The sequence below is a fragment of the Gemmatimonadaceae bacterium genome, from assembly GCA_016720905.1.
Classification (GTDB): domain Bacteria; phylum Gemmatimonadota; class Gemmatimonadetes; order Gemmatimonadales; family Gemmatimonadaceae; genus Gemmatimonas.
In genome coordinates, this window is record JADKJT010000001.1 from 405435 (window position 1) to 422548 (window position 17114).

20 protein-coding genes are annotated in these 17114 nt (G+C 63.8%); 12 read left to right on the forward strand and 8 right to left on the reverse strand.

Features of this window, described 5'->3' with window-relative positions; genetic code table 11:
• Positions 1 to 91: 91 nt before the first annotated feature.
• Genes IPP90_01680 through IPP90_01690 form a run of 3 tightly spaced genes read right to left on the reverse strand, consistent with a single transcriptional unit; the run spans position 92 to position 2587 of the window.
• A complete protein-coding gene (locus IPP90_01680; protein MBL0169424.1) occupies positions 92 to 316 on the reverse strand; it encodes a hypothetical protein in 225 nt (74 codons plus the stop codon).
• Positions 317 to 323: 7 nt separating this feature from the next.
• Positions 324 to 1376 (reverse strand): zinc-binding dehydrogenase, encoded by a 1053-nt coding sequence (locus IPP90_01685; GenBank protein MBL0169425.1) that lies wholly within the window; start codon positions 1374 to 1376, stop codon positions 324 to 326.
• The gene (locus IPP90_01690) at positions 1373 to 2587 is read right to left on the reverse strand and encodes a hypothetical protein (protein MBL0169426.1); all 1215 of its coding nucleotides are present in this window, start codon (positions 2585 to 2587) and stop codon (positions 1373 to 1375) included. Before IPP90_01690 ends, IPP90_01685 begins: the two co-directional genes overlap by 4 nt.
• Positions 2588 to 2767: 180 nt before the next feature.
• Between IPP90_01690 and odhB the strand changes: the two genes are divergently transcribed.
• Positions 2768 to 3964: a 2-oxoglutarate dehydrogenase complex dihydrolipoyllysine-residue succinyltransferase gene (gene odhB, locus IPP90_01695; GenBank protein MBL0169427.1), complete on the forward strand. Its 1197-nt coding sequence runs from the start codon at positions 2768 to 2770 to the stop codon at positions 3962 to 3964.
• Between the two features lie 38 nt (positions 3965 to 4002).
• Here the strand turns inward: odhB and IPP90_01700 are convergent, their stop codons facing one another.
• Positions 4003 to 4851, reverse strand: a complete 849-nt coding sequence (locus tag IPP90_01700) for a PH domain-containing protein (protein ID MBL0169428.1) — start codon at positions 4849 to 4851, stop codon at positions 4003 to 4005.
• A gap of 310 nt (positions 4852 to 5161) precedes the next feature.
• Here IPP90_01700 and IPP90_01705 point away from each other — a divergent pair, with 310 nt between their 5' ends.
• The 3 genes from IPP90_01705 (at position 5162) to lpdA (ending at position 7657) form a co-directional block, all read left to right on the forward strand.
• Positions 5162 to 5413, forward strand: coding sequence for a hypothetical protein (locus tag IPP90_01705; GenBank protein MBL0169429.1), 252 nt, complete (start codon positions 5162 to 5164; stop codon positions 5411 to 5413).
• 382 nt (positions 5414 to 5795) lie between these two features.
• Positions 5796 to 6176, forward strand: coding sequence for a hypothetical protein (locus tag IPP90_01710; GenBank protein ID MBL0169430.1), 381 nt, complete (start codon positions 5796 to 5798; stop codon positions 6174 to 6176).
• Positions 6177 to 6265: 89 nt separating this feature from the next.
• Positions 6266 to 7657, forward strand: a complete 1392-nt coding sequence (gene lpdA, locus IPP90_01715; protein ID MBL0169431.1) for a dihydrolipoyl dehydrogenase — start codon at positions 6266 to 6268, stop codon at positions 7655 to 7657.
• Between the two features lie 32 nt (positions 7658 to 7689).
• Here lpdA and IPP90_01720 read toward each other — a convergent pair whose 3' ends face one another.
• The 3 genes from IPP90_01720 to IPP90_01730 form a co-directional block, all read right to left on the reverse strand.
• Positions 7690 to 8142, reverse strand: a complete 453-nt coding sequence (locus IPP90_01720) for a hypothetical protein (GenBank protein ID MBL0169432.1) — start codon at positions 8140 to 8142, stop codon at positions 7690 to 7692.
• Positions 8142 to 8564: an RNA polymerase sigma factor gene (locus tag IPP90_01725; GenBank protein ID MBL0169433.1), complete on the reverse strand. Its 423-nt coding sequence runs from the start codon at positions 8562 to 8564 to the stop codon at positions 8142 to 8144. The genes IPP90_01720 and IPP90_01725 overlap by 1 nt, the downstream gene beginning before the upstream one ends.
• A 257-nt stretch (positions 8565 to 8821) precedes the next feature.
• Complete coding sequence (locus IPP90_01730; protein MBL0169434.1) at positions 8822 to 9949, reverse strand: CoA transferase; 1128 nt, start codon at positions 9947 to 9949, stop codon at positions 8822 to 8824.
• 270 nt (positions 9950 to 10219) lie between these two features.
• Here IPP90_01730 and IPP90_01735 point away from each other — a divergent pair, with 270 nt between their 5' ends.
• The 7 genes from IPP90_01735 to IPP90_01765 all read left to right on the forward strand — a co-directional run bounded on the left by IPP90_01735 (position 10220) and on the right by IPP90_01765 (position 14977).
• Positions 10220 to 11089: a hypothetical protein gene (locus tag IPP90_01735; protein ID MBL0169435.1), complete on the forward strand. Its 870-nt coding sequence runs from the start codon at positions 10220 to 10222 to the stop codon at positions 11087 to 11089.
• 8 nt (positions 11090 to 11097) lie between these two features.
• Positions 11098 to 12018: a hypothetical protein gene (locus IPP90_01740; GenBank protein MBL0169436.1), complete on the forward strand. Its 921-nt coding sequence runs from the start codon at positions 11098 to 11100 to the stop codon at positions 12016 to 12018.
• A gap of 146 nt (positions 12019 to 12164) precedes the next feature.
• A complete protein-coding gene (locus tag IPP90_01745; GenBank protein ID MBL0169437.1) occupies positions 12165 to 13325 on the forward strand; it encodes an ArgE/DapE family deacylase in 1161 nt (386 codons plus the stop codon).
• The gene (locus tag IPP90_01750) at positions 13322 to 13537 is read left to right on the forward strand and encodes a hypothetical protein (GenBank protein MBL0169438.1); all 216 of its coding nucleotides are present in this window, start codon (positions 13322 to 13324) and stop codon (positions 13535 to 13537) included. Before IPP90_01745 ends, IPP90_01750 begins: the two co-directional genes overlap by 4 nt.
• Positions 13534 to 14172, forward strand: a complete 639-nt coding sequence (locus IPP90_01755; GenBank protein MBL0169439.1) for a ribonuclease HI — start codon at positions 13534 to 13536, stop codon at positions 14170 to 14172. The genes IPP90_01750 and IPP90_01755 overlap by 4 nt, the downstream gene beginning before the upstream one ends.
• 41 nt (positions 14173 to 14213) lie before the next feature.
• Positions 14214 to 14396 carry a hypothetical protein gene (locus IPP90_01760; protein ID MBL0169440.1) on the forward strand — a complete coding sequence of 61 codons (183 nt, stop codon included), beginning with the start codon at positions 14214 to 14216 and terminating at the stop codon, positions 14394 to 14396.
• Positions 14393 to 14977 carry a zinc ribbon domain-containing protein gene (locus tag IPP90_01765; GenBank protein MBL0169441.1) on the forward strand — a complete coding sequence of 195 codons (585 nt, stop codon included), beginning with the start codon at positions 14393 to 14395 and terminating at the stop codon, positions 14975 to 14977. The genes IPP90_01760 and IPP90_01765 overlap by 4 nt, the downstream gene beginning before the upstream one ends.
• Positions 14978 to 14987: 10 nt before the next feature.
• Here IPP90_01765 and IPP90_01770 read toward each other — a convergent pair whose 3' ends face one another.
• Entirely contained in the window at positions 14988 to 15890 is a 903-nt protein-coding gene (locus tag IPP90_01770; GenBank protein MBL0169442.1) for a dienelactone hydrolase family protein, read from the reverse strand.
• Positions 15891 to 15994: 104 nt separating this feature from the next.
• Here IPP90_01770 and IPP90_01775 point away from each other — a divergent pair, with 104 nt between their 5' ends.
• A complete protein-coding gene (locus tag IPP90_01775; protein ID MBL0169443.1) occupies positions 15995 to 17110 on the forward strand; it encodes a hypothetical protein in 1116 nt (371 codons plus the stop codon).
• The last annotated feature ends 4 nt before the right edge of the window (positions 17111 to 17114 follow it).

Sequence of the window (17114 nt, forward strand, 5' to 3'; positions counted from 1 at the left end):
GCCGAATATGGGCGCACATGAGTCCCTGGGGGACCGGCGAAAACTAGCGGACCACGCGGGGCGGGGGTACGGGGGCCAGCGAGGCTCCGCGCTACAGCCGCGTCCCCCGCTTCCGGTCATACATCACGCTGCGCTTGCACGACGGGCACAGCAGCCACTCGCGCTGCCGATGATAGCCGAGGCCAAACGACCCCCCGCCAATCTCGCGATGCGTCAGGCGGACAGCGCAGCGTGGGCACATCGGTAACTCGCCGGCAATGGCCGACTCGCGAAGGGCCCGCTCCTCATCGGTGGTATAGCGCGCCGTTTCGCTCACCGCTCTATCACAGCTGCACCACCACCTTGCCGATCTGCACCCCGGAATCCAGCCGTTCGAAGGCCGTCCGACCCTCCTCCAGCGGCCAGATCGAATCGACCGGGGGCTGCAGGGCGCCGTGCCGGAAGAGCTCCGTGATGGCGTCGAACTCCGTGTCGTTGCCCATGGTGGAGCCCATCAGCGTCCACTGATTCCAGAACATGCGCCGCACGTCCACTTGCACCAGCGGGCCGGTGGTACCGCCACAGGTGACAAGCCGGCCGCGTTTGCCCAGCGCCACCAGCGATTGCGCCCACGTGGCCTCACCCACGCTGTCAATCACGACATCTACACCCCGCTTGTTGGTGCGCGCGCGGATTTCGCGCCCGAGTTCGTGCTGTCGATGATCCAGCAGGTGATCGGCGCCCAGCGCCTGTGCTCGCTCCAGCTTTGCCGGGCTGCCCGAGGTCACCCACACGGTGGCGCCGATGTGCTTGGCAATCTGCAGCGCGGCCAGCGCCACACCGCCGCCAATCCCCCAAATGAGTACCTGATCGCCCGGTTGCACACGGGCGCGGGTGACGATCATGCGCCACGCGGTCAGCGTGGCCAGGGGGAACGCCGCTGCTGTGTCAAAATCAATGAAGTCGGGGATGGTGCGGACATTGGCCGACGGCACCACGACATACTCGGCCATCGTCCCCGGACGATGCTCGCCGAGGATGCCATAGCTGAGGCAGAGGGGCTGATCGCCATCTCGGCAATACTCACAGCGACACGGGCGGTCGACGATACCGGGGTTGAGCATCACTCGATCGCCGACCTTGAGACCCTGTACCGCATTGCCCATGGACTCGACAACGCCCGCACCGTCCGAACCCAACACCCATCTCGGATGGATCTTCACGCCGGGAATGCCACCAACGACAAAAAGGTCCAGACGGTTGAGTGCTGCCGCATGGATGCGCACGCGCACGTCGTCGGGGTGCTTGAGCGTTGGCACGGGCAGATCATCGCGCACGCGCAGCTGATCAAGCCCGCCGTGCGCGTCGATGGTAAGCCCTCGCATGGTGGTGATCACGGTGAACTCGTCAACGGGTGGCGCTGCAGGATGTCCTTGGAATCGACGAAGGTGTAGACGACGTCCTTGCCGAAGCCGACGATCATCGTTCGGGGCGGCAGCTTGTAGCGATCCACGCGCACGCCTGATCGATCGATAACATCATAGCACAGCGACTGCTCGTCCTTGTTGCAGCGCGTGGCCAGCCAGAGCCGATCGCGCGCATCAACGAGAGGCGCAATATCCCCGCGGAACGGCGGGTGCGTGGTGGGCCAGCTGGCCGGCTCATCGTAGTTGATCGCGAGGATGGCGGTCCGCATGGGATTGGACTGCAACGCCGCGTCGGCGGCGCGCTTGAACTCCTCCACAACGCGCTTGCGATCGCCCGATGTCACCGGAATCGGCGCGTACGCCACGGGCTCGGCGGACGTGCGCGACCCGTCGGGCGAAAACCATTCAATGCGATAGGTTGCGGCGCGCACCACGGCAACCGTGCCATCCGCATATGCCGCCCAGACGTCCACCGATTGCACCGGCGCGGTGCCGATGTATACCACCATGGTCCCGGCGTTGGAGCTGTTGGGCGACAACGGAGGACGCGGTGACTGCGCGGGCATCAGCTGCGCAATGGTGTCAAAGCGCAGCGTTTTGAGCGAATAGCGCACCACGGGATACGGCAACCGCGGTGGCGCCAAGGCCGGATTGGGCGGCGACGCGGGCCGTGCCGGAAATCCCACGCCGATGGCCGTCTCCGTACCCACCAGATACCGCATGGAGGGAATACGGGGTCCTCGGCCTCCTCCCGGCGGTGCACCGCCCGGTGAAGCACTCGGGGGCGCCGAGCCCACTCCCATCGTCCGCGCCAGTGATCCATCAGGCCCGAAGAGCATCAGGCGCGCCTTGCCGGCATCGAACGACGCGGTCGAATCACCCGACCACGCCCAGAGCGGACCCATGGTTCGCACCTCGTCGTCCTCGGCGCCGGTCTTGATGCGCAATTCGGCCTTCCCGCTGCTGAAATCGGCGAGGAGCAGCGGCTGGTCATTGCCGCCGCTCACCAACACCCGCCCATCCCGCTGTTCGCGAATGGAGCGGACAGACTTGATACCGTCCTTGAGCGTGGCGTTGGCCTTGGGGAATTCCTTCTCGGCCAGCTCCTGCCCAACAACTGGCGTCGACGACAGCGAGACGCCGAGGCCCACGATGACGCACGCGCGCAAACGAGAATGCATGACCAGGATGTGGCGGGTAGACGCGAAACAGGCGATTTGAGCGACCACAGGGAATTTCCCTCTCCATGACCCCAAACGGGAGTGCGGCGCGCCGTTCGATCGGCGCCGACCGCCGTTGTGGTCCCGATCTATATTGGATGTTCGCTCGTCGACATCGACCCATCACGACCGCACCGCCCCATGTCGTCCATCAAAGTTCCCCCACTCGGCGAGTCCATCGTCGAGGCGACGGTTTCGCGCTGGCTCAAGCAGGAAGGCGACGCCATTGCGCCCGGCGACACCATCGTCGAGCTCGAGACCGACAAGATCACGGTGGAGGTGCCAGCCGTTGAAGCCGGGGTGCTGGTGCGACGCCTCAAACAGGAAGGCGACGTGGTGACGGTAGGGGAAAGCCTGGGCGAGACCGCGACTGGCGGGACCCCGGTGGTGCCAGCAGTGGCGGCCCCGACTCCGGGCCCAGCGACAACCGCCGACTCAGCGATGGCGTCGGCGCCGAAGGTCTCGCCGGCCGCGGTGCGTCTGGCCACCGAAAGCGGGATCAATCTCGCCGAAGTGACCGGTACGGGCCGTGGTGGGGTCATCTCCAAGTCCGATGTGATTGAACAACAGGTCGCGGCACCTGTAGTCGACGTACCAGCAACGGCCGTTACGGTACCATCAACCGCAGCAGCAGTCGCCGCCGTTCGCGAAACCCGCGAAAAGATGACCACGCGTCGTCGTCGCATCGCCGAGAATCTGCTGCAGTCGCAACAGGCCACGGCACATCTCACCACCTTCAATGAGATCGACATGAGCGCGATCTCGGCGCTCCGTGAACGATTGAAGGAGCGGGTGGAGAAGGAGCAGGGCGTGAAGCTGTCGTTCATGCCGTTCTTTGCCAAGGCCGCGTGCCTGGCGCTCAAGGCCTATCCCGTGGTGAACGCGCACATCGACGGCGATGCGATTGTGTACAAGCACTACGTGAACATGGGTATCGCGGTGGCCAGCGACGCCGGACTGGTGGTGCCGAACATCAAGGACGCCGACGCGAAGAGCATCGTCGACATCGGTAAGGACATCGGCGCGGTCGCCAAACGCGCGCGCGACGGCAAGTTGTCGATGGATGATCTCACCGGCGGCACGTTCACCATCACCAACGGTGGCGTATTCGGGTCACTGGTGTCCACGCCCATCATCAACTATCCGCAGGCCGGCATTCTGGGGCTGCACAAAATCCAGGACCGTCCGGTGGCGGTGAACGGACAGGTCGTGATCCGGCCCATGATGTACATCGCGCTGTCGTACGATCACCGCATCATTGACGGGCAGCAGGCGGTGCTGTTTCTGGTGCGCGTGAAGGAGCTGATGGAAGATCCGGCGGCGATGCTGGTGGTTTGAGACGGGAGACGGGAGACCGTAGACGGGAGACTCGATAGTTACGGGGTGTGCTGCGCCAGCTGATGGAGCTGCGTCCATGCCACGGCGGTTCGCCCTGCCATCACCAGTGCCAACAGCGCGACCAGCACCCCAAGCAGGTACTGTTTTCCCTTGAGCATTCGCCACGCCGAGTAGCCGGCGCCCAGGGTGATGAATGGGCTCATAGCCGCATTGGCCACGGTGAAGAACCACAGTTGGGAGCGCTCGCCGGCGACGATGAGTACCGGCGTGAATGCGGCGGCGGCGGCTATGATGCCCGCGATCTGCCAATTCCTTCGACGGATGGCTGGAGACGTCGGCACACGAGTTGTCGGCGGGGTGTCCAACGCCGCCAATGCGGTGTTCAGGTGCGGCGCACACTGCGCAATGTTGTTGCGCAGATCGCCGCGATGCAGATGCACGGCGAATGCCTTGATGGGCACGAAACGATGCTCGCCGATTAGTTGCAGGTCCGATGCGTCATGCATCTGCATAGGTCCGGCAGTCGCGGCCAGTCGACGGGCACCGACGTTGTCCATTGCCTGAGCGGTGATGAACCCTTCGTGACCGCGGTCGGTGCGCATATCAATGATCTCCGGCCAGGCAACTTCCAGCTTGCCGCCCAGCTCACGCAACCGCACGCCGCGCGATGAGACTTCAAGGCGCGACCGGCCGGCCAGCCAATGCCAGCCCAACAGCAGCAGCGACATGATGAGCGCCACGACGATGCCGCCGAGTTTGAGCCCTTGGTCCGCCGAGAAGGTGAACGCGATGCCAAGGACGAGGAACGGTCCCAACACCCACCAGAGCACCAGATAGCGCCAGATGCTGATGTGATAAACGCGAGGTTGGTCGAGGGTCGTGGTCATCGGAGGATTGACAGAGTCTGAGCTGCGCGTACCGGTTGGCATTCCACTGAGGGCGCGTTCTCACTCTGTATGGCGTGATTTGGAGTCGGCGCGGATCACGCCGGGTGATGGGCGCAATCTGTTGCTCGCTCAGGGCGCAACCGCACTCAGTTGGCAATGACCGCAGTCAGTAGGCAACGGATTCAGTAGTACTATCATTTCCCCAGTGCGTTTTGGGGGGGGCAGTGTAAAAACGGGTTCCGACACATCACACCATGCAGGAGGCTTCGATGAAGCCACTCTACCCCAGCACACCGCTTATAAACCATTGGTGCTGCGCTGGACGCTCGTTGGCGGCGCGCTCGGCGCGGCGACGGGCGCACTCACTGCCAAAGTAGTAGGTGTTGGCTGCGATTTGGGCCTCGCAATCCCTTGTGATCTGCACCAGCAGGAGCGCGAGATGCTCATTGGCATGACGCTTTACGGCACGGCCGTCGGGGCCGTGCTGGGATCGACCGCCGGATTGATTCGCCGCTGCCATTCATCGCGGAGCGATACCTTCGAGCCCATTCCTCAGCGCTGACTACTGGAGGCAGAAGTACATTGTCCCGCAAATACCACGACGCCCCTCGCGGCAAGCCGCTCGGGACGTCGGGTGTCACCAGCACGCGTTTCAATGCGAAGATTGGCGCGGCCAGCGATGTCAGAACCATTGGTATGCACCTTGAAGCCGGTGCCGCTGGCTTCTTGACGCTGCGGCGGCGGGAGAGGTAACGGGGCCCGCCTGATAGGCGCAAGCTACTCCACATGCCGCCAATGCCAACTGGTAGGCCGGTATCGGTTCCGATTGGCGCGTGCCACGGGCCGGTCACGATTCCACTGACGACAAACGTTTTTCGCCCTCGACGTGTCTATTCCGTACGAGGCGGTGCAATGTCGTATCGCCGGAATTCGGGAGGACTGCCATGGACGCACTATCGATTACCGGATGCTGGGAAGGCGCCCTCCTCTCTGATCAGGGCGGCATGGCCCTGCCCTTCACCCTCCAGCAACCGCCACGCGCACTCGCGCTGACCAGCGGACCGCAGGTGCGCATCGGCACCCACGACGCCGCCGCCACACGCCTGCTGGACGGCGCCGCGCGCGCCTTTGTCGCGCTGGTGGATGAAGCACGAGACCCAGTGTCCGGTCGCCTGGCCCAGCTGCTGCTGGACGCGCGAGTACGCGGCGACCGGCTGGTGGGTCATTGGTTCCGCCGCGACGACCAGGGGCACATTGTGGATAGCGGGATGGTGGAGGCGGGGAGAGTCAGTACTCAGTACCAAGTACCGAGTACTGAGTACTGAGTACTGAGTACTGAGTACTGAGTACTTTGTACTTGGTTCTTGGTACCTGGTACTGAGTCCTCTGCACTCTCCCTACTCCCTACTTGTTCATGCCCGACGTTCTGGTCCTTGGCGGCGGCCCTGGCGGCTATGTCGCGAGTATTCGCGCGGCCCAGTTGGGGCTCTCGGTCACTTGCATCGAATCCGATGCCACGCTGGGCGGCACGTGCGTCAATGTGGGCTGCATCCCGTCCAAGGCGCTGCTGCAGAGCTCTGAGCACTACGAGTGGCTGCGACTGCACGCGGCCGAACACGGCATCAAGGTGGACGGTGCCTCCGTCGATCTGGCGGCGATGATGGCGCGGAAGCGCGACGTCGTGGCGCAGAACACCAAGGGTGTCGAGTTCCTGTTTCGCAAAAACAAGGTGACGTGGGCCAAGGGATTTGGCACCCTCAAGGCCGGCAATGTCATTGACGTGCGTGCGGCCGACGGCAGCGTGACGTCGTTGCAGGGCAATTCGGTAATCATCGCCACGGGCTCGGTGCCGGTGGAGTTGCCGTTCCTCAGGTTCGACGAACGGCGCGTGCTCTCCAACGTGGGCGCACTGTCCATTCCCGAAGTGCCGAAACACCTGATCGTGGTGGGTGGCGGGGTGATCGGGCTGGAACTCGGATCGGTGTGGCGTCGACTGGGCGCCAGAGTCACGGTGGTTGAGTACGCGCCGACTATTCTGCCGGGCAACGACGCAGAGTTGGTGCGCGAAGCCGACAAGATCTTCCGCAAGCAGGGTCTGGAGATCCACACGGGCACCAAGGTGACCGGTGCCGATGTGCGCAACGATGGCGTGACCATTCACGTGGAACGCGATGGGGTGACATCGTCAATTGACGGTGACTATGTGCTGGTGTCGGTGGGCCGCAAGCCGCTGATGCATGGCGTGGACGCCGCCGCGCTTGGCTTGGCGTTGGGTGCGCGCGGTGAGATTGCGGTGGACAGTCAGCAGCGCACCAATCTTCCCAATGTGTTTGCCATTGGTGACGTGTGCGGCGGGAAGCTGCTGGCGCACAAGGCCGAAGAGGAAGGCGTGATTGCGGCCGAAGTGATTGCCGGCAAGCCGGTGCACATGCATCACCGCACGATGCCCGGCATTGTGTACACGTGGCCCGAGATTGCCACGGTGGGCCTGAGCGAGGAGGAAGTGAAGGCCAGTGGCCGCGCTTATCGCATTGGCAAGTTTCCCTTCAGCGCCAACGGTCGCGCGCGCACGATGGGCGAAACGCAGGGCTTCGTGAAGTTCGTGGTGGACCGTGACACCGACGAGATTCTCGGCGCCCACATGATTGGCCCCAATGTCGCCGACCTGCTGGCGGAAGTGGTGCTGGCCATGGAGTATCGTGGCAGCGCCGAAGACATCGGCATCACGGTACACTCACATCCGACGCTGTCGGAGACCGTGAAGGAAGCGGCGCTGGCGGCGCTAGGAAGAGCGATACACTACTGAGTACTGAGTACTCAGTACTCAGTACTTAGTTTTTATAGCATCTTCCCGATCACGATGCCCACAGCCAGCATCGCGGTGCCGATCATCAGCACCATGGGCATCGGCAGGCCTTTCACGGCGTTGGGAGCCGCGGCGACGGCCGCATTCACGACGACCTGCTTTTCCGGCAGGGCGTTCATGATATTCGCGGCCACATACGAGGGCGTCACCATGCGACGACGGCGGTCGGTCTCGCTGGCCACCTGCGCCCACATGTCCACCAGTTTCGTATCCACGCGACGTGCGTCGGATTCGGCCAGGTCACCATCGAGCCACTGGTGAATGGCCACCATCGACGGATCGTCTGCCGCTGCCAAACCCGGAAGCGGCACTTCACGATCTGCCATGGGACGGCCAGCGAGCGGTGTATCGCCCGCGGCGTCGCGGTGCGGCAAATTCTGACCGAGGTCGTTCCGGTCGTTGTGCGCTTCTTGATTGTTGAGCATCAGGCGTATCTCTCCTCGAGCAGGGCCTGAAGGGCTTCACGTGCCCGATGCACGCGCATCTTCAGTGCTCCCACAGTGGTTCCCAGAAGGTCCGCCATCTCTTCGTACGAACGCCCTTCCACATGCTTCATGATGAAGGCTTCGCGAAGTGACGGGGCCAGCTGCGCGAGGGCTTCGTCGAGGTCCTGCCGCAGTTCCGTGCGGTCAAGATCCTCATCGGGCGTCGCGTAGCCGGAGGCTTGGTCATCCTCGTCGTAACTCAGGTGCGTGCGCCGAATGTTCTTCAGCCAGTCCTTGCACCCGTTTGCCACGATCCGGAATAGCCAGGCGTCGAATCGTCCACGGACTTCACCCAGATGGTGATAGGCCTTGATGAACGACGTCTGGAGAATGTCCTCGGCTACGTCGGGACTGCCCGTCATGCCGAGAGCGTTGTCGATACAGCGGATCGCTGTATCGACCGATCAGCATCGCGAATGCGTCGCGATCCCCGGCGATAACCCGGGAGATGACATCCTGGTCCGAATCGACTTCGATGAGCTGGGCGTCTGTGTTTTCCGTCATTTTCACAGCGCTAGGATAACGCCAGACGGAGCTACTCGACACCCCTGCCTACCCAGATTCAACCGGAACGTCCTGCTGACCTTCTCGCAGAAAAGACGCGCGGGGGTGGAAGAGGTCACACGTCCCCTTCGGCCAGTATCGGCACGTGGTCGAAAACACTCCAGTGATTTTGGCGAATCAATTCGCCGTGCTGGTCCAGCGACGGCGGTGCGTACCGAATCTGCCCTCCGGTCACCGAGGCAATCCCCGTCACTGGTGACGCCGGGTAGTCGGCAATCGCCTCGCGCACGGTGCGCACCAAGCCGCACGGAACCCGGGCGGCCTGGAGGCGCGCCATCCACAGAGCGGCGGGCTGGGTGCGAAGCCGATCGGCGATGGCGGTCACCACCCGTTCGCGCTGCGCCAGCCGACCCGCATTCCTCGCCAGGTCCGGATCGGCAGCCAATGCATCCAAGCCGATGGCCTGGGCGGCTGCAGTCCACTGGGCATCAGTTCCCACGGCCATCACCAGTGCGCGATCGGCCGCCGCGAACAGCTGATACGGCACCAGATTGGGATGAGCGTTGCCCCAGCGTTTGGCGTCCGTGCCGGAAACGAGGGCGTTCTGCGCGACATTCACCAGCGCCGCCGTCGCACTGTGATTCAGCGAAATGTTGATCTGCCGCTCGATTGGGCGCCCGGCATCGCGGCCAGCCAGTGCGGCCAAAATCGCCACGGCGGCGTCTTTGCCCGTGATCACGTCAGCGAGCGCCACACCGGTTTTCATTGGCGGTCCGGCTTCAGGTCCATTGATGGCCATCCAACCGGCCTCCGCCTGTACGACGTAATCGTAGCCTGGTCGGTCGCTGCCGGGTCCGAAGCCCGAAATGGTACACCAAATAAGCTTCGTATTTGAGGCCAGTTCAGCGCCTTTATCAAGCCCGTAACTAGACAGTGCCTCTGGAAGATAGTTGTCTATCACAATATCAGCACTCTTGACCAGCGACCTGGCGACCGCATTGTCGTCCATATCTTTCAGGTTGAGTGCGATGGACAGTTTGTTGCGATTGGTGCTCCGGAAGTAGGCCGACTGCCCATCGGCGGCGAACGGGGGCCCCCATCCGCGGGTGTCGTCGCCGTTTTCGGGTCGTTCGACTTTGATCACCTGAGCGCCGAGGTCGCCGAGCATCATCGTGCAGAGCGGTCCGGCGAGAACCCGAGTAAAATCGAGTACGCGAATTCCTTCCAGCGGAAGTGTCTTCATAGTGTCGCTTATGTGCGCTTTATATGCTGAAATTTCGTCAACTTTTTGGCTAAGCTTGGCGGAGATGCCGGATGACTTCAAGTGGTTTCAGCGCGCTACTATGGAAGCGGAGATGATATTCTTGCCCCGTACGGGTTGCATAGATGCCTGAAAATCATATAGTTACCCCCGTTCTAGCGGGTGCATCCGAATTCTGACGCGCGGTTGTCGCGAACGGTCGACTTGCCCCACCGCGACCCCCATGTATGGCGGAAGGAGTACGTTCGATCCATGTCCGAGTCCGAAAAGCCGCAGGCTGACGAAGAGATCATGAGTGAAGGCGACGCGCCGCCAGCCGGTCCGGCCCCGCGACGCGGGCCTGGGCACCGGGCTGCTGATGCGCGCGACACCGCCGCCGAGATGGCAGCACGTGCGCACGAAATCAGTCTCGAGGCTGGTAGCAAGATGGCGGGCGTGATGCGCGAAGTCATCGGCGCCGCCGCTGGATTCAGCAACTTCGCTATCGAAAGCTCGCGCGATCTGATCCACTACATGGTGCGTCGTGGCCAGATGGGACAGATGGAAGGGGACGTGCTGATCCAGCAGGCCGAGGCGGCGTATATCGCCAAGCACGGTTCGCTGCCGAAGCCCGAGCCCAAGCCTGCCCCGCCAAAGCCGGTTCCGCTTGGCCAGTTGCCCAAGGCGGTCACTGCGCCTGCCGCTGCCGCGGAAGCCGCGCTGGAAGCGCGGGCCGCAATGCGTCTTGAGCCACAGCGTCCGTCGGACAAGAGCATGCCGCTGGTGATGAAGCCGACCGTGAAGCCGGTGGTGAAGCCGGCCGAAGCGCCGGTGGAGAAGGCACCTGCAAAGGCGCCTGAGAAGCCGGTCGCCAAAGCAGCTGCCCCGGCCAAGGCGCCGGAGAAGGCGCCGGAAAAGGCGCCGCCGGCCAAACCAGTCGCAAAGGTCGCTCCGGTTGCCAAGGCTCCAGCAAAGGCTCCGGTAAAGGCTCCTGCCAAGCCGGCGGCCAAGACACCGGCCAAGCCGGCTGCCAAGACGCCCGCGAAGCCGGCGGCCAAGGCACCGGCCAAGGCGGCCACCACCAAGCCGGCAGCCAAGCCGGCGGCAAAAGCTCCGGTCAAGAAGGCCGCCAAGAAGAAGTAGTTCGCCAGATGACCGACTCACGCCGCGCGCTCGTCGCGTCGGCACCGACCCGCCTCGACTTCGGCGGAGGGTGGACTGACGTTCCCCCCTTCCCTGAAGAGCGAGGCGGTTTTGTATGCAACGTCGCCATCAATCGGCGTGCGACCGTGCAGGTCACACCCGCATTGTCGAATGCTATCCTGCCCCCTGATGGATTGATTCGGGCTGCGTTGCGCAAAGCGTGCGTCGAGAACGTGGCGGTGCACCTCGAGAGCGATTTCCCCATCGGCGCCGGACTCGGTGGATCTTCGGCCGCCGGTGTGGCGTTGGCGGCGGCCCTGCATCGCTGGCGTGGTGAATTGGCCGATGCCGCCACGCTTGCGGAATGGAGTCGTGCCGTGGAGGTCGAAGAACTGGGGATCGCCGGTGGTCGACAGGACCACTACGCGGCCGCGTTCGGAGGCGCCCTGGGACTGTCGTTCGATGTCGCCACGCACGTCCAATCACTGGCCCTGTCGCCGGCCGCACGGATCGCCCTCGAACGACAGTGTCTGCTGGTCTACACGGGCGAGTCGCGCATCTCGGCGACCACCATCACCGCGGTGCTGGACGCGTATCTGGCGCGGGACGCGCGAGTGGTTGACGCACTCGACGCCATGAAATCGCTGGCGCAACAGATGTCGGCGGCGTTGCCTTCCGGCGACATCGAACTATTGGCGCAGCTGGTTGATACCCATTGGACACACCAGCAAGCGCTCCATCCGGCCATCACGACGCCGCGCATCGATGCCATCTACGCCGCCGCGACGAACGCCGGCAGTTTGGGGATGAAAGCACTTGGCGCCTCCGGCGGTGGCTGCGTGATCGTGTTCGCGCCGGACGGCCGGGTGGAAGCCGTAACGCGCGCCATCGCTCCGCTTGGGGGAAATCCTGCCGTGGCGAGTCGATGACGAGGGTGTGGAGGTTAAAGACGGGAGACGGGAGACGGGAGACGGGAGACGCTGAAGAACCGGAAATCGCTGCGTCTTCCGTCTCCCGTCTCAAGTCTCCCGTCTCTATTCTCCGTATCGTCGGCCCATTCCTACAGCCTCCCCCCATGCCCTCCCGATTTCCACTCGACGCGATCGCCCTGACGGAAGCCCTCGTCGCGATCGATTCGCGCAATCCCAGACTGGTGGCCGGCGCACCGGGTGAGGGGGCGTGCGCGCGATTCCTGGCGAGTGTGCTGAGCGGATGGGGATTCGCCGTTTCCGTCACCGATGTCGCGCCGGGTCGGCCCAACGTGCTGGCACGTATCGGGCCCAGTGGTCGGACACCATTGGTGCTGAACGGACATCTGGATGTGGTTGGCACTGACGGGATGATGCATGCGCCCTTCGATCCCATAACCGATGGTGATCGGTTGTACGGACGCGGCGCAACCGACATGAAGGGCGGCATCGCGGCCATGTGCGTGGCCGCCGCCCGCGCGGCCACGCGCGGCGCACTCGTCAGCGAAGTCATCGTTGCCGCCGTCTGCGACGAAGAATTCGAATCCATCGGGACGCGCGCGCTGCTGGCGGATGGACTGCAGGCGACCGGTGCCATTGTGACCGAACCCACGCGGTTGGCGGTGTGCCCGGCGCATAAGGGTTTCGCGTGGATCGAATTGGTGTTTCACGGTCATGCGGCACATGGCAGTCGCTACGACGTGGGCGTCGACGCGATACGGCACGCCGGCCTGCTGCTGGCCGCGCTCGATCAGTTCGAGCACCGCACGCTTTCGGCGCGTCGCCATCCGTTGCTGGGTCGGCCGTCCTTGCACGCTGCAATGATTGAAGGCGGGACGGGGTGGTCGACGTATGCGGAGCAGTGCACGCTGCGTATCGAGCGACGTACCATTCCCGGCGAGTCGGGCCACGATGCGCTGGCCGAAATCGATGCGCTGTGTGCGTCGCTGGCGGAATCGCATCCGACGTTTCGCGTGACCTCGCAGATTGCGTTCGCGCAGCCGCCGAGTGATCTGGCCGTCGATGCCCCGCTCACGCGAGCGGTGGTAACCGCGGCGGCCGCCGACGGATATCAGGCACCCATTGAGGGGCTCTCCTGCTGGACCGATGCGGCACTGTTCAATGCCGCGGGCATTCCCGCGCTCTGCTTCGGCCCCGGTGATATCGCCCGTGCGCACTCCGCACAGGAGTGGGTGGAGCGATCCCAGATTGAACGGGCCGCACAGGTATTGGAGCAGGTGTGTGCGGGATGGGGGCGAACGTCATGATGCTGTCCGTGGTGCAGTACGATCGACTGGAGCATGCCATTATGAAGGGGCTGCGAATGGTGTTCACCAGGCGCGGCACCGAGTATCTGGTGATCCCCGAGCGACTGCGCATCGATGCGGGTCGCGAAGTGATCCTGGCCCGTCATCCGTCCACCGGACATCGACTCGAGTTGTTCATCGACGAACTGGACGGACTGGAATCGGTGCAATGACGGCGCGGTACCCGCTGGTGGCCGTCTACGCGGATGAATCGTGCCTGGGCAATGGCAAGAGCGGTGCGACGCCCGGCGGATTTGGCGCGCTGGTTGAATGGCGTCGCCCGGACGGAGTGATCCAGCGTTTCGATTTGTGGGCGTCGGAACCGGACACGACCAACAATCGGATGGCGTTGCGATCGGTGATCGATACGCTTCACGCGTTGTCGAAGAAAGGCAATTCGCTGTCGGTGCACTTCACCACCGACTCGCGCTACATCGTCGACGGCATGAACACCTGGGTGAGAGGCTGGATGGCCCGCGGCTGGCGACGCAAGGACGGTGTGGTGGAGAATCTCGAGTTGTGGCAGGCCGCGGTGGAGTCGATCGCTCGGCATGAATGCCAGTGGGCCTGGGTGAAGGGTCACGCGGGGCATCCGCAAAACGAGTATGCCAACCATCTGGCTACTCGAGCGGCGGCACAGCAGGACGCTTCCGATGGCCTGATCGAGTCGACTTTTGAACAATGGTGGGCCGACGCGCCGGTCAAGGCCGGCGCAATCCGGAACACACTGTCACCGTTTCCGGACCCCGCGGCATTTACGCCGGCCGCCGCGTTACCCGTGCCCGCGATGGTGCGTCGTCAGGGGTAGGCCTCCTGGCGCACAGGCGGCGGGAGTTTTCCGGGACGCCCATGTTCAAGTTTCTCTTCATCCTCGCGCTGGGAATCGCCATTGGCTACGGCTATGGCTGGAAGGATGCCCAGGTCAACGAGAAGAACTTCGCCGAGCGGATGGTTGACCGCATTGGCGGGGACAACAAGGGATTGATGAACTCGGATGCCGACGCCACCACGCGAGCCGTGGTGGGTAAGTGAGTCCGCCAACCCGATCGCTGGACGACCTCGACCGGCTTGCCTTTCGACTGGCCCGCGTGATACGCGAACAGTATCCGCAGCTCAGCACGCAGGGATTCACGTTGATCGATCTCGAGGAGCGGCTGCTGCCGTTCCGCGAAACCCGTCGTGAGATGGCCGACGGGGGAACCGAGTCGTGGGAACGCGCCATGTTGCGTCTGTTGTCCGGCGAACGTGACGTCATTTCGAGCGAGCCGGACCTTCGTGATGCCTGCCGACAGGCGCTGGGGTTGCCGTCACCCACCTTGGCCCTGGTGCGCACGTGGTCGACCAGCGTGTTGACGCTGCACCGCGCCGACGCGGGCGGCGCGGTCGCATCAAACGTACGAGCACACTCGGCCCACGGATGCCGGTACTGCGGCGGTCGGTTGCCCGAAGGTCGGCCCTCCACATTCTGCGCCCATTGCGGCCTCGATCTGACCAAACGGCAGTGTCCGGCCTGCAGTACCGAACTCGAGGCGGCGTGGCGGTTTTGTGTGACGTGTGGGAGAGGAGCGGAAGGGGAGATACTGAGTACTGAGTACTTGGTACTGAGTACTTAGTACCGAGTCTTCACTTCCCCAGTTTTTCCCGGAAGAACGCAATCGTTTTGGGCCAGGCCTGTTGCGCGGCCGCGAGATTGGCTGGACTCTGATCCTGCCCACGCAGGAACCCGTGCCCGGCTCCCTCGAAGATGTGAAAGGCATACATCTTCCCCAGCTGTTTCATGATCGAGTCGGTGGCCGGAACCGTAGCGCTGATGCGCGCATCACTGCCGCCATATAGCCCGAGCACCGGTGCTTTGATGGCCGCCATCTGTTCCGCGTTGGGCGGGGAGCCGTAGTACACGACTGACGCGGCAAGTCCCGGGGCATGGGTGGCGTGAGAGAACGAACGACCGCCGCCCCAGCAAAATCCCACGATACCGTACTTCGGCAGTGCTGCAGGCAGCGCCATCCCGTACTTGGCGACCGCGTCAATCATCACGTTTCCCATCTCGGGCGTGATGGCTCCGATGGCCGCACGACCGGCATCGGGCGTCGGATCCGCTTTCAGGTCGCCGGTGCGCTGCATGGTGGTGAGGTCGGGTGCAATGCCGATGAACCCGTCTGCGGCAAGTTGATCGGCGACCGAGCGCGTCCACGTGTTGATGCCCGTGTTCTCGTGAATCGCGATGACGACCGGAGCCTTGTCCTTGCGCTCGGGGTACACCACCCAAGCCATGACACTATCCGCGGCGCCGACCTTGATGGACACCCACTCCGCATGACGGGGCGACTTGGCGATACGATCCGCGGCCGTCGTGCTCGATGCCGGAATCGCGGCCGACTGCTGGAATCCGGCCATCGGCATTGTCGACGGTCCCATGTCGTGCATGGAATGCTCGTCGGCGGCGGCAACCGGTTGAACGCGCCCTGCGGCAAAGCCAACAGCCATGGCGGTGGCGACTGCGGTCGTACCCCAAATGATGCGCATGAATACGTCTCCAGAGAGTTGGAACGGGACACCGGAACGACACCACGATGGCGCAAGGAGCGGCGATGCACCAGTCCGGAGCACGGGGTGTGTATTTTCCGATGATGCAATCACCACGAACGGCGCTGGCGTCGCTTGCCGGCCTGACCCTGCTGTTGACCGGGTGCGCGGCCGCCGTCCCGGTGGCAACGCCCGCCCCTGCGTCGGCGATGTCGCAACCGACGGCCACGCGGTGGCCGGTGAAGACAGCCGAACACATTGACCTGTGGCTGCACGCGTTCGCCCTGCTGTCCAACGATTCGGCGGCGGTTCCGCTGTATCGACTCGGGTATCGGGATTCGCTGACGGTCATCAAGAATCGCGCGAACATCCTGACGTCGCTGGACGCGAATCGTGTGGCGTTGGCCACCGGACTGCTCGCATCCCCCGGCTACCTCCAGGCGCAATTCCTGCCGCTCGACGTGGCGAATTGGGACGTGCTGCGCGCGTTCGCCGAGCGGTTTCTTCAGTATGAAGGGGAGGCACGTCGCGCGTCCGACAAGGAAACCGCCGCGCGGCTGACGCAGTTTGCCGCCATCTTCCCGAATGCCGCCGATCGCGAGTGGCTGCGACTGTTCCTCAGCGGTGTGACGGACGAGCACCTGCGGTTTTTCGCCGACGAACACTCCCGCGCCGTGCGGAGTCGCGCCGCGGTGATCACCGCCGTGGATTCACTGTGGCAGCGCGTCTATCGCACCAAGTTCGACCGATTTCTGACCAACACGGGGCAGCGCACCGGCGACATCGTGCTGTCACTGCCGGTTGGCGGTGAGGGGCGCACGGGCGTGGGTCGCAGTGGTCAGACCGTGGTCGTGGTTCCATTCCCGTCACGCGTCGAGGATGCCAACCATGTGCTATTCGTGTTCGCGCACGAAGTCACCGGCGCACTCGTGGGAACGGTGGTGGCCGACAATTCCACGCCGGCGGAACAGCGTGCCGGCGTCGCCACGCGCCTTGTTTCGGCCGGTCAGGTGCGCGCGGGGGCGATGCTCCTGGAACGTCTTGCTCCCGAACTGCTGGACCCCTATATGCGCTACTACTTGATGCAGGGGGGCGCACGGATCGATGCAACCGCCTCTGCAACTGTGCTAAGCACCGCATTTGTTCGGCGCTTCGTGTTGCCCGACACCATCCGCGACGCGCTGGTGCGTCAGATCGAGATCGTCCTGGGCGGAATCTGAGTTC